This window comes from Sulfitobacter sp. G5_S2_6_S6, assembly GCF_054968505.1.
This window is the reverse complement of the sequence record NZ_JBQKUI010000007.1, coordinates 51599-64324: the sequence shown is the minus strand read 5'-3', so window position 1 is coordinate 64324 and position 12726 is coordinate 51599. Positions and strand designations below refer to the sequence as shown.

General features: G+C 59.5%; 11 protein-coding genes. 6 read left to right on the top strand and 5 right to left on the bottom strand.

What is annotated here, in order from left to right; translation table 11 throughout:
• Window positions 1-6: 6 nt before the first annotated feature.
• The 4 genes from ACTRWK_RS12505 to ACTRWK_RS12490 all read left to right on the top strand — a co-directional run bounded on the left by ACTRWK_RS12505 (window position 7) and on the right by ACTRWK_RS12490 (window position 4626).
• Window positions 7-1224, top strand: coding sequence for an ABC transporter substrate-binding protein (locus tag ACTRWK_RS12505; RefSeq protein WP_037941926.1), 1218 nt, complete (start codon window positions 7-9; stop codon window positions 1222-1224).
• Window positions 1225-1296: 72 nt separating this feature from the next.
• Window positions 1297-3159 (top strand): ABC transporter permease, encoded by a 1863-nt coding sequence (locus ACTRWK_RS12500; RefSeq protein WP_005848902.1) that lies wholly within the window; start codon window positions 1297-1299, stop codon window positions 3157-3159.
• Window positions 3156-3932, top strand: a complete 777-nt coding sequence (locus ACTRWK_RS12495; protein WP_037941929.1) for an ABC transporter ATP-binding protein — start codon at window positions 3156-3158, stop codon at window positions 3930-3932. Before ACTRWK_RS12500 ends, ACTRWK_RS12495 begins: the two co-directional genes overlap by 4 nt.
• Window positions 3925-4626, top strand: coding sequence for an ABC transporter ATP-binding protein (locus ACTRWK_RS12490; RefSeq protein ID WP_005848905.1), 702 nt, complete (start codon window positions 3925-3927; stop codon window positions 4624-4626). Before ACTRWK_RS12495 ends, ACTRWK_RS12490 begins: the two co-directional genes overlap by 8 nt.
• Before the next feature lie 28 nt (window positions 4627-4654).
• On the opposite strand, the gene ACTRWK_RS12485 is transcribed toward ACTRWK_RS12490, so the two are convergent.
• Window positions 4655-5227 carry a TetR/AcrR family transcriptional regulator gene (locus ACTRWK_RS12485; RefSeq protein WP_289082158.1) on the bottom strand — a complete coding sequence of 191 codons (573 nt, stop codon included), beginning with the start codon at window positions 5225-5227 and terminating at the stop codon, window positions 4655-4657.
• A 103-nt stretch (window positions 5228-5330) separates the two neighbouring features.
• On the opposite strand from ACTRWK_RS12485, the gene ACTRWK_RS12480 reads away from it, so the two are divergent.
• Entirely contained in the window at window positions 5331-6548 is a 1218-nt protein-coding gene (locus ACTRWK_RS12480; protein ID WP_289082157.1) for a multidrug effflux MFS transporter, read from the top strand.
• Window positions 6549-6862: 314 nt separating this feature from the next.
• On the opposite strand, the gene ACTRWK_RS12475 is transcribed toward ACTRWK_RS12480, so the two are convergent.
• The 4 genes from ACTRWK_RS12475 to hmgA form a co-directional block, all read right to left on the bottom strand.
• Window positions 6863-7045 (bottom strand): DUF2783 domain-containing protein, encoded by a 183-nt coding sequence (locus tag ACTRWK_RS12475; RefSeq protein WP_289082156.1) that lies wholly within the window; start codon window positions 7043-7045, stop codon window positions 6863-6865.
• Window positions 7046-7047: 2 nt separating this feature from the next.
• The gene (locus ACTRWK_RS12470) at window positions 7048-8673 is read right to left on the bottom strand and encodes an FAD-dependent oxidoreductase (RefSeq protein ID WP_289082155.1); all 1626 of its coding nucleotides are present in this window, start codon (window positions 8671-8673) and stop codon (window positions 7048-7050) included.
• A 23-nt stretch (window positions 8674-8696) separates the two neighbouring features.
• Complete coding sequence (locus tag ACTRWK_RS12465; protein ID WP_260005585.1) at window positions 8697-9647, bottom strand: MBL fold metallo-hydrolase; 951 nt, start codon at window positions 9645-9647, stop codon at window positions 8697-8699.
• A 139-nt stretch (window positions 9648-9786) separates the two neighbouring features.
• Entirely contained in the window at window positions 9787-11148 is a 1362-nt protein-coding gene (gene hmgA / locus ACTRWK_RS12460; RefSeq protein ID WP_353935674.1) for a homogentisate 1,2-dioxygenase, read from the bottom strand.
• 292 nt (window positions 11149-11440) lie between these two features.
• On the opposite strand from hmgA, the gene ACTRWK_RS12455 reads away from it, so the two are divergent.
• Window positions 11441-12496, top strand: coding sequence for a glycosyltransferase (locus tag ACTRWK_RS12455; protein WP_289082154.1), 1056 nt, complete (start codon window positions 11441-11443; stop codon window positions 12494-12496).
• The last annotated feature ends 230 nt before the right edge of the window (window positions 12497-12726 follow it).

Here is a 12726-nt window from a genome sequence, read left to right as displayed (position 1 = left end):
CATCACATGAACAGAAAGACATTCCTGAACAGCGTCATAGGGGCCTTTGCCCTTGGCGTCACCGGCTTTGCCGCAGCGGCGCAGTCGGGCGACCCGATCAAAGTCGGAGAGATCAACCACTACAAACGTCTCGCCGCCTTTGCCGAGCCGTATAAACAGGGCATCGAACTGGCGCTCGAGGAAATCAACGCCGATGGCGGTGTGCTGGACCGGCCGCTCGAATTTATCTTCCGCGACGATCAGGGCGACCCCGGTGAAGCGATCAAAATCGCCGAAGAACTGATGACCAGCGAAGGCACCGTGATGATCACCGGTTCGATCCTGTCGAACGTCGGTCTGGCGATCTCCTCGGTCGCGGCGGAAAAGGGCTGGGTGTACCTCGCCGCCGAACCGCTGGCCGATGCCCTGACCTGGAGCCAAGGCAACCCCTGGACCTTCCGCCTGCGGACCTCGACCTATATGCAAGCCGCGATGCTGGCGGAACAGGCCGCCAAGACCGATGCCGTGAAATACGCGACCATCGCACCCAACTACGCCTACGGCAAAGACGCGGTGGCCGCCTTTAAGGAAGTGCTGACCGAACTGAAGCCCGAGGTCGAATTCGTCGGAGAGCAATGGCCCGCCCTGTTCAAAATCGACGCCGGCGCCGAGGTTCAGGCGCTGGAGCGGTCCAAGCCGGACGCGATCTATAACGTGACCTTCGGCCCCGACCTTGCCAAATTCGTCCGCGAAGGCACCACCCGTGGTCTGTTCGACGGGCGCACGGTCTATGGTCTGCTTTCGGGCGAACCGGAGTACCTTGAACCGCTAGCCGACGAAGCCCCCGAAGGCTGGGTTGTGACCGGTTATCCCTGGTATGACTTCTCGGATGAAGATGGCGCGAACAAGCCTTTCGTTGATGCCTATCAGGCGAAATTCGACGAAACGCCAAAGCTCGGGTCTCTCGTCGGGTATATGACCGCGCAAAGCATCGCGGCCGCGATCAGCAAGGCGGGATCGACCGAGGGTGACGCGATCCGTATGGCCTTCGAAGGGCTGGATGTGGCGACGCCCGTGGGCGACATCACTTTCCGCGAGATCGACAATCAGGCCACCATGGGGGCCTTTGTCGGGAAGACCATGCTCAAGGACGGTGCGGGCGTCATGACCGACTGGACCTATCTGGACGGTGCCGACTACCTGCCGTCTGACGAAGAGGTGTCGAAACTGCGTCCGGCAGAATAATCCGGACCCGCAGCCAAGGGGGGAAGCCCCCTTGGCTGCATCTGACCCCATCCCCAACATCAAGAGGTGCCCATGGGCCTTTTCATCGCACAGATTCTGACTGGGCTTGCCAATGCGGGTGCGCTCTTCATGGTTGCCTCTGGGCTGTCGCTGATCTTTGGCGTCACGCGGGTGGTGAATTTTGCCCATGGGTCGTTCTATATGCTGGGGGCTTATGTCGGCTATTCGCTGATGCAGGTGTTGCCGGGCATGGTCGGCTTCTGGGGTGCGATCCTGCTGGCGGGGCTGATTGTCGGGCTGATCGGGGTGATCGTCGAGATCTGCGTGCTGCGCCCTGTCTACAGCGCGCCTGAACTGTTCCAGCTGGTCGCGACCTTTGGCGTGATCCTTGTCATTCAGGATCTTGCGCTGATGATCTGGGGCCCGCAAGATCTGCTGGGCCCGCGCGCGCCGGGGCTGAAAGGGGTGATCCGCATCATGGGGGAACCCGTGCCGCAATATGACATCGCGCTGATCATCATCACGCCCTTCGTCGCCATCGCCCTGTGGTATCTGATCACGAAAACCCGTGTCGGCACTTTGGTGCGCGCCGCGACGCAAGACCGCGAGATGGTCGGTGCCCTTGGGGTCAATCAGGCGTGGCTGTTCACGGGCGTCTTCTTTCTGGGCTGTGCGCTTGCAGGGCTTGGCGGCGCGTTGCAACTGCCCAAGGGTGGTGCCGATCTGCTGATGGATTTCAGCATCATTGGTGCGGTCTTTGTGGTCGTGGTCATCGGCGGCATGGGGTCGCTGCCGGGGGCCTATCTGGCGGCGGTGATCATCTCGGTCCTGAATGTATTTGGCGTGACCTATGCGCCGCAGTCGACGCTTGTTCTGATGTTTGTCGTCATGGTGATCGTCCTGATGTTCCGCCCCTTCGGCCTGCTCGGGAAAGAGGAGATCGCGGGCGAGCATGGCCAGACCGGAGAGCCGGAGCGCCCGATCAAGCCCGCGGGCAATCGCATGCGCTTGCTGGTGATGGCGGGGCTGTTCATCCTTGCGCTGCTGCCGTTCTACGGCGGGAATTTCGCCGTGGTGCTGGTGACCGACATCATGATCTTCTGTCTCTTCGCCGCCTCGCTGCATTTCATGCTGGGGCAGGGCGGGTTGGTCAGCTTTGGCCACGCGGCCTTCTTTGGCGGGGGGGCCTATGCCGCGGCGCTGTTTGTGACCTATGCCGACACCCCGATGGAGCTGGCGCTGGTGCTGGCCCCGATCTGCGCGGGGCTGGCCGCCGTGGTGATCGGGTGGGTCTGCCTGCGGTCCACCGGTGTCTACTTTGCCATGCTGACGCTGGCCTTCGGGCAACTGCTCTGGAGCCTCGCGTTCCAGTGGGGTGATGTGACGGGGGGCGACGACGGGCTGGTCAACATCTGGCCGTCCGATTGGGCGTCGGACAATGATGTCTATTACTACCTCGCTTTTGTCTTCTGCATCGGGGGCATCCTGCTGCTGCGCCAAGCTGCGCATGCGCCCTTTGGCTATGCCATGCGCGCGGCCCGCGACAGTGCGCGACAAGCCGAGGCGATGGGGATCAACACCAAACGCATCCAGTGGGTCGCCTTTACCTTTGCGGGCATCATGGCGGGGCTCGCGGGCGGGTTGTTCGTCTTCTCCAAGGGCAGCATCTTCCCCAACGAGCTTGAAACCGCGCGCAGTTTCGACGCGCTGATCGTGGTGTTTCTGGGCGGGGTGAAGACCCTGTCGGGCGGCTGGGTCGGCGGAGCCTTCTTTGAGGGCGTCAAAGACTATCTGACCCGCTTCGAATATTGGCGCCTCGCCTTGGGTCTGCTGATCATCTTTGTCGTGATCCTTGGCCCCGAAGGCATCGTCGGATCGCTGCGCAAGGCGGGCGAACGCATTGGCCTGCTGAAAACACCGGAGGACGCGAAATGAGCCCGATCCTGTCTGTGCGCAATCTGTCCCGCAATTTCGGTGCCATCAAGGCGGTGGATGACGTGAGCTTTGACCTTGCCAAGGGAGAGCTGCTGGCGCTGATCGGCCCCAATGGCGCGGGCAAAAGCACCTGTTTCAATATGCTGATGGGACAGCTCAAGCCGTCGTCGGGCACCGTGCAGCTGATGGGCAAAAACATCGCGGGCATGCAACCGCGCAAGATCTGGCGCATGGGGGTGGGGCGGACGTTCCAGATCACTGCGACCTATGCCTCGATGACCGTGGTCGAGAACGTGCAGATGGCGCTCATGTCGCATCACAAGCGGCTCTATTCCCTGACCACCTTCGCCCATAAACTCTACCGCGAAGAGGCGCTGGCGCTGCTTGATACCGTGGGCATGGTCGACCAGTCCGAACGCCACTGCGCGGTGCTTGCGTATGGTGACCTCAAACGGCTCGAACTGGCGGTTGCGCTGGCCAATGACCCGATCCTGCTGCTGATGGATGAACCCACCGCTGGCATGGCACCGCGTGAACGGATCGCGCTGATGCAGCTGACCGCCGATATTTTGGAGCAACGGGGCATCAGCGTGTTGTTTACCGAACATGACATGGACGTGGTTTTTGCCCATTCGCACCGCATCATGGTGCTGAACCGTGGCCAGCTGATCGCCGACGGCACCGTCGACGAGATCCGCAACAACCCGCAGGTGCAAGAGGTCTATCTGGGCGGCGGCACCCTGTTCAAAGCGCAGGAGGATGCCCATGCTTGAGGTGAATGGCGTCAATTCATTCTACGGCAAGGCGCAGGTGCTGAATGACCTGAACTTTACCGTGGATCGCGGCACTGTCGTTGCCCTGCTGGGGCGCAATGGTGCGGGCAAGACCACGACGATGAAATCCATCATGCAGCTGGTGCGGCCACGGCAGGGCAAGATCATCTATCAGGGCCAAGACATCACCGGCTGGCCCAGCCACAAGGTCGCGCGCAACGGTCTGGGCTATGTCCCCGAGGAACGCCGGATTTTCACCCAGCTTACCGTGCTGGAAAACCTGGAGGTCGGCCGCCAGCCCCCCCGCGACGGCTGCACCACCTGGACCGAGGACATGGTTTTCGACCTCTTCCCCAACCTCGCCGAACGCCGTCACAACCGCGGCAAGGCACTGTCGGGGGGCGAGCAGCAGATGCTGACCATCGCCCGCACCCTGATGGGCAACCCCGCGTTCATCCTGCTGGACGAACCCTCCGAAGGCATCGCGCCGGTGATCGTCGAACAGATGGCCCGCGTGATCCTGCAACTCAAGGCAGAGGGGCTGACGGTGCTGCTGTCCGAACAGAACCTGCATTTCGCGCAAGCGGTCGCCGATGGCGTGGTGATCATCGAACACGGCACACAGAAATTCGTCGGCACGCTCGCCGCGCTGCAATCGCAGCCGGAAATTCGGGATCAGTATCTGTCGGTGTAGGGGCAGCGCCCGCGATCACAAGGCTGGTTCAGGCGAAGGTCTCTGCCACGAGCTCTTTCGCGAAAGTCGCATCCAAGACGCCGCGGTTCAGCAAGCGATACCAGAATGCACCGTGGATCATGGTCGACAATACCTCGACGTTGCGCGCGGGTGAAAGCGCCCCTTGGTCCTGCGCCCGACGCAGCATCAGCGTCATCATCTGCTCGCGCGGCAGAACGAATTTAGCATGGAACGACGCGTGAAATTTTGCGTCTTGCTGTGACGACGCAATCAGCGACCGGATGGTTCCGCCGTCGACCTTCAGGTGTTCGAAAACCTTGATCAGGAAGTCTTCAAGCTGCGCCCTATAGTCTTGCGCGCGATCCATATCCGGTTCAGCGGCATAAGAATTCGTCGCCTCGAAAATCGCTTCGAGGATGAGGTCCGCCTTTGTGTCCCAGCGATTGTAGAGCGTTTGGCGCGCAACGCCCGCCTCGGCAATAATCGCCGCAATAGAGACTTTTTCGTACCCCGTTTCCCGCACAAGCCGCAGTGCGGCGGCTTTCAAAGCGGCGCTGGCTTCCTCATTCGCGGGGCGTCCGCCCGACTTTTTTACCGACATGCACAGCTCCTGTTCATCGATACAGCGTGGTATGACATTGATTGTTAGACTGCGATCTACTAAATGCAAGTAGACCGCAGTCTATTATCTCGTTGGAGCGAAGATGTCTCAAATTTCTCTATCCTCAAGCCGCGCGTTCGCTGTGACCGCGACCCTCGGCCTGCTCTCCCTTTTTCCGCCCTTGGCAACCGACATGTATCTGGCCGCCCTCGGGGATCTCGCGACCTCGATGGACGCCACCCATACGGCGGCCGAGCTGTCGCTCTCTCTCTTTTTTCTGGGGCTCTGTTTCGGGCAAATCCTGATCGGCCCCTTGACCGATACCTACGGGCGCAAGGGGCCGCTTTTGATCGGCACCGTCCTTTTCACCGTGACCTCTCTTGTTCTGCCATTGCTCAGCGACATCGCGTGGTTCAACGCGGTTCGTTTCATTCAGGCCATCGGGGCGAGCGCGGGCATGGTCGTCGGGCGCGCCATGGTCAAAGACCTGTACGAAGGGCGGAAGGCGGCGAAAGTCATGACGGTGCTTGTCATGTTGCTGACGCTGGGCCCCATCGCCTCGCCCACGTTGGGCAGCCTGTTGCTTGAAACGTTTGGTTGGCGTTCCATCTTTGCGACGATGGCCCTTATCAGCCTTGTCGCGCTGGTCTTGTCCGTGATCACCTTGCCCGAGACATTGCCCGCCGAAGGCCGCCAGCCTCGGCCCTTCCGCACGGGTGCAAAAACCGCCAAGCGGCTCCTGTCCGAGCGCGGATTTCTCATCATGGCGCTGGTTGCGGGGCTTATTCAAAGCGGCATGTTCGCGTTTATCACGGGATCCTCTGGGGTGTTCCAAGGGATCTTCGGGCTGAGTTCAATCGGCTTTGGGCTCATGTTCGCGGCTATTGCGACCGCGCTTATCATCTTTGGCCGCATCAATGGCATGCTGTTGAACCACTATAGCCCCGAACAGATCCTCACCGCCGTCTTGCCGCTGTTTTTCGCCGCTACTTTGGTGCTGGCGCTGCTGTCGCAGACAAGCTCGCTTCTGGTATTCGCCATCCCGCTATGGATATCGATTGGCTGCGTCGGGCTGCTGTCGGCGAACGCGATGTCTATCGCGATGTCGCTGACAGAGAAAGGTGCCGGCATGGGATCGGCGTTGCTGGGGGCGATCCAGTTTGCCCTTGCCTTTGCCGTCTCTACCTCTGTCGCGATTGGCGGGGCGGGTACGGCGCTCCCCATGTCCCTTGGGCTTGTGGTCCCCGCGGGACTGGCAACGGTATTGTTCTTCGCGGCAGGGCGCTTCACCGTGCTCTCGTCATCGCGACTGACCTCCTAAGCCCCATACGTGTTGAGGTGGGAAGCCGCAGCCGCCCCGACACGGCTTCGCCAATCCGAAACCGCTGAAACGCGCCACCCGACAGCGACATCCAAGCGTTACTGGCACCGCATATATGAGCTGGGATATGGGTCGGGCTGGCCGCTGAGTTGAACAAAACTGCACATAATTACTATTATACGTTACAATTTTCGCACAAAGGCGCGACAGGGAACGCGTCCCATTAGACGAGAACTGTCTCCGCTCTCGCCGGCGACAACGAACATCATCGATAGCATCCCACGTCTCGACGCGGCTTCAGACGCCGGACGCCCCTATTTGGCGGCGGCCAATGCGGCGCGCAGGGTTGCTCTGTCACCGATATGGTTCGCGAGGATGAGGATCAGGCGGGCGTTGAATGCGTCGCTTTCGTCCTTGCTTCGCCCTTCATGTGCGCAAAGCAATTCATCATAGAACCCGTCCGGATCCTTGATGTTCGGTTGAAGGTTGAGCCCCATCGTTACTGCCCCTTTCCTGTTGCGATGCCTACCGCTGACCGGATGTCTGCGGCGCTTGCGCGGGTCCAGCGTGCGGCGACATGCTGGTCCGGGCGGATCAGGTAGATGCCGCAGGGCGTGTCGCCGAGGTAGCGTGCCGCAATGGCTCCGCTGGGATCGTCGGTTTGCGTGTTCAGCGTGACGGTGTTTACCGTGACCCCGCCAACCTCGGCCAGCGCGGGCGGGTCGGTATTGATCGCCAGAACGGTGAATACGCCGCCCACTACATCCAGCAAGAAGCCGTCCCTCAAGGGCGCGTCGCTGCACGTGGCCCCGACACGGCTTGTCGCGGGGCCATTCAGCGCATCGGGGCCGTTCAGTGACAGCCCGTCATAAACACATGGCACAGACAAACGACCGGAATTCACCAGGGGCCGTGCAAAGGGGTGACGGTGTGCAAGGCTCAACACCGCATTGCGGAAAATCTTGCTCATCTCTGTCTTCGGGGTGAGAAAGTCCGTTGCGCGGGTGGAATTCAGGATATTCTCGTCAGCCCCGTGGACCCGCTCTTGCGAATAGCTGTCGAGCAGGCGGTCGGGTGCCAAGCCCTTGATCACCAGATCAAGTTTCCACGCCAGATTGTCCGCGTCCTGCACGCCGGAGTTGGCCCCCCGCGCCCCGAAGGGAGAGACCTGATGCGCGCTGTCGCCCGCAAAGAGCACCCTGCCGTGTCGAAACTTTTCCATACGCCGACATTGGAACGTGTAGATCGAGGTCCATTCGAGCTCGTATTCCGCCCCCTCGCCCAACATGGCATCCACGCGGGCGCGGATATTCTCGGGCTTCAGTTCCTTGGCGCGGTCAATGTCCCACCCCAATTGGAAATCGATCCGCCAGATATCGTCGGGCTGCTTGTGGAGAAGCGCCGACGCGCCGCTGTCTTTGAAGGGCGGCTCGAACCAGAACCAGCGTTCGGTCGGGAAATCGGCCTTCATCTTCACGTCAGCGATCAGGAAATTATCCTCGAACACGCGGCCCTCAAAGCTCAGGCCCAGCATCTCGCGCGTGGGAGACCGTGCGCCATCGCAAGCGACCAGCCAGTCGGCCTCAAGCTGGTAGGGGCCGTCAGGTGTGGTGATATCCAGCACCACGTGATCGCCCCGCGGTGTCACCCCCGTGACCGCGTTGCGCCCGCGGATTTCAATGGGCGCGCCGTCAGATTGCGCCACACGGATTTCATCCACGAGGTATTTCTCGAAATAGGGCTGTTGCAAGTTGATAAACGCCGGAGCCTTATGGCCGTCTTCGGGTTGCAGATTGAATTCGAACACCCGCTCATCGCCATGAAACACTTTGCCGACGTTCCACTGAACGCCCTTGTCGATCATCGCTTTGCCCGCGCCAAGGCGGTCGCAGATCTCGAGCGTGCGTTTGGCAAAACAGATGGCGCGACTGCCCTGTCCGACACCTTCATGATCATCCAATACCACAACAGGTGTGCCCTTGCGCCCAAGATCAAGCGCCAGCGCCATCCCGACGGGCCCGCCCCCGACGATCACCACAGGGTGACGCCGGGGGGCAAGATCTTGATCCGCTCCCTTTTGGTAGGGGTATAGTTTGAACGCGATATCATAGCGGACGTCGACCATGGTTTGCCCTCCCAGACCTGGCCTTAGCCCTGCAACTGCGCCCACATTTCCAGATCGCGCTTGTCTGTCCAGATACGCGGATGCCAGATGCCGCGGGCCTCGTCGAAGGCGCGGCTGACGTTGAACGGCAGGCAGTGCTCGTAGATCGCGTAATCCTTGAACTTCGGGTCGCATTCAGCGCGCACCGCATCCCATGCCTCTTTCAACGTGCCGCCTTTCATGGCGACCCGCTGCGCTGGCTTGAAGGTGCTTTCGACGAAATCACGCGTGCTTTCAATCGCCCGTTCAACGGCGTCCTTGCCGATCAAGGCGCCCCCCCGACCCGGTGCGATCGCATCCACGTCATAAGCCTTGATGTTATCAAGCGTTTGCCCCCAGTCGCCGAAGTATCCGTCGCCGCAATAGCAGGCCGAATGATCCTCCACGATATCGCCCGTGAACATGACGTTCTGATCCGGCACATGGATCACCGCATCACCCGCCGTATGGGCGCGGCCGACGTGTTTGATATCAACACGACGTTTGCCCAGATAGACGGTCATGCTGTCGCTGAATGTGGTGGTCGGGTAAGTCAGCCCGGGGATTGATTCATGCCCCTCGAACAATCGGGGAAAGCGTTGAAACTCGCTGTCCCAATCTTCGTGTCCGCGTTCCTCGACCATCGCGCGGGCAACGTCGGACATGATGATCTGCTGTGCCCCATAGGCAGAGGCCCCCAACACGCGCACCGCGTGATAATGGGTCAGCACCACATGGCTGATCGGCTTGTCGGTGACTTCGCGCACCTTCTCGATGACCTTATTGGCCAGACGCGGCGTCGCCTGTGCCTCTACAATCATGACGCTGTCATCGCCGATGATCACGCCCGAATTCGGGTCGCCTTCCGCGGTGAAGGCCCACAGGCCCTCGCCGACTTCGTCGAAGGTGACTTTCTTCTCTGTCATATCCCCTTGGGATGCGAATGCTTTTGCCATGGTTCTGGTCCTTTTACTTAGGGGGAATTTGTTGCGGATCGAACGATGCTTTGGCACCTGCCCAACCTCATCTGATACCCGTCACGCCCTGCGGCATCGCGCCGGGTCAACGTTGTGCTTTCACCGGCCGGAGTCCGCTTCATTTCTTGCCCGGTGTCCCGTCGAACTTCTTTTCGATGTCCGCCCAGCAATCGATGTAATCATCCTGCAAGGGGGCCTCCTGTCCGGCAAATTTCGTGAGTTGCTGCGGGAAGCGGGTCTCGAACATGAACGACATCGTATTGTCGAGCTTTTGGGCCGTCAGCTCTGCGTTGGAGGCCCCCTCGAAGGCATTACGATCAGGCCCGTGTGGCAGCATCATATTGTGCAAGCTGATCCCGCCGGGAATAAAGCCTTTGGGCTTCGCGTCATACTGGCCGTAGATATTACCCATCAATTCGGACATGATATTCTTGTGATACCACGGCGGGCGGAACGTATCTTCCGCCACCATCCAGCGTTCCCGGAACAAGACAAAGTCGATATTCGCCGTCCCTTCGACACCGGACGGCGCGGTGAGAACGGTAAAGATCGACGGGTCAGGATGGTCGAACAGCACCGCCCCCACGGGGCAATAGGTGCGCAGATCATATTTCACCGGCGCGTAGTTCCCGTGCCATGCCACCACATCAAGCGGCGACTGCCCGATCTTGGTTTCATGGAACTCCCCGCACCATTTCACCGTCACGGTAGAGGAGACTTCGCGGTCTTCAAACGCGGCAACGGGTGCTTTGAAATCGCGCGGGTTGGCCATGCAGTTAGCCCCGATCGGCCCACGATTAGGCAGCTCGAACTTTTGGCCGTAGTTCTCGCAGACAAACCCGCGGCACGGCCCTTCAAGCACTTCGACACGGTAGACCAGCCCCCGCGGAATGATCGCGATTTCCTGCGGCGCGATATCAATGATCCCCAGTTCAGTGGAAAACCGAAGACGCCCTTCCTGCGGGACGATCAGCATCTCGCTGTCGGCAGAATAAAAATACGCATCAACCATGGAGGCATTCACAAGATACACATGGGTCGCCATGCCGACCTGCGTATGGACATCCCCCGCCGTCGTCATCGTGCGCATCCCCGTCAGCCATGTCAGCGGCGTGTCTGTGTGCGGCAGCGGATCCCAGCGATATTGCCCAAGGCTCGTGACGTCCGCGACGATGTTGGGCGCGGATTTCCAAAGGGGCAGATCGATCTTGTGATACCGGTGCGAGTGTTTGACCGACGGGCGAATGCGGTAGCACCAGGTACGTTCGTTCTGATGGCTTGGCGCCGTAAAGGCAGTCCCGCTAAGCTGCTCACCATAAAGCCCGTAGTTGCATTTTTGCGGGCTGTTCATCCCTTGCGGCAAGGCATCCGGCAGCGCTTCTGTCTCGAAATCATTCCCGAAGCCCGGCATATAACCGGCGTTGGCCCCGGGAAGAGACGGGGCTTGGGTCATACGGGTCGGATGTTTTTCGACAGTCATACTCGGCTCCTCGCGTTCCACTAGCGATTGCCTAAAGGTTGCATTTGTAACTAACAACTGGTTTTTTTTGGGGGGGGGCGGTGTGAGGTGCATTGGGGGATGGGTAAAACATCTGGCGTCAGTTCCGCCGCGCCAATGTCGGCCCCACTACAGCTGCCGGACACGTCCCGAACAGATAACGGCACCCTAGCACGGCATCCTTGCAAAAACCGTTCTGGACTTCACAACGCCTGTGCGCATTATCTACCGTTTGGTCTATGCAACGCCCAAAGCGCATATTGGAGAAGAATATATGAAAACGATAGTTCTCGCTGTTTTCAGCCTACAGGGCGGTGGTGCAGAGCGCGTTGTTCAGACCTTGGCCCGCACTATGAATGCCATGGGCCACCAAGCACATATCGTTGTTTTTAAAGACGACATCGATCACGATCTCGACCCTGAGGTGCCAATTCACAGGTTTCCATATCGGCTTTGGCGTTCATTGCCGCGCAAAATTCGGGGCAAAGTCGCGGCCATGGCTTTCTACAGATTTGTCAAAAAACATATAGGTGTGCCTGACCTCGTTCTCTCTAATCTGTTCCCAGTTGATCTCATCCTCTCGCACAGCCAACTGCCGAATGTTCACTTTGTCATGCACAGCACTGCGTCACATGAATATGCCCTAGGGGGTCAGCAAAACGCGGAGCTGGAAAAACTGCGCCGCGTCTACAGCGGAAAAAAATGTATCTGCGTCAGCAAAGGCGTCGAAGAGGACATGCAGGCGCTGTTTGGGCAATCGATCGAGACGCGCACAATCTATAACCCGGTCGAACCGGCTTTGATCCAACGGCAGGCCGGTGAACCGGTGCCGCCCCGGAAGGACTATATCGTCAACGTAGGCAAGTTCAAAAAAGCAAAGCGCCACGACCGTCTGCTACATGCATATGCGCAGGCAAAGACCCCGTATGACCTGCTGCTCGTCGGGTCCGGACCCTTGCTGGGAGAAACCAAAGCATTGGCGCAGTCTTTGGGCATCGCAGACCGCGTGCATTTTGTGGGCTTCCAGAAAAACCCGTTCCCGTTGATCAAAGCGGCAAGATTCATGGTTGTATCGTCGGAATATGAAGGGCTGAACATGACAATCCTCGAAGCGATTGCCCTTGGTGTCCCCGTCATAAGCACGGATTGCCCCTCGGGGCCGGCTGAAATACTGCCCACACAAAATCTCGTGTCACCACCCGATAACATCGAAGCGCTTTCAGCCCGAATGACGGAAGCCTCAGACAACCCGGAGCGTTTCAGGATCGACTTCCCCGAAAAGTTCGATGCCAAGGCCGTGACCCGCGCTTATTTGAGCCTCAGCGCTTGATGGATGTGTCGGAAACATTTGACGACAAGACGGTGTGACGTCCTTGGGGCTTAATACTCCGCACTCAATATGCCCACGCGATACATAGCTTTCGTAGTCCGGTCACGGGTTGTTGCGCCTGAAAGTGGGGAATGCCTCGTGAATACCAGATATGTGGCGTCTATGAGTGATCTTGACCAACAACCTGAAGTCGTATCCTAAGGGGTACCTAACAATATCTGGTCCGATCA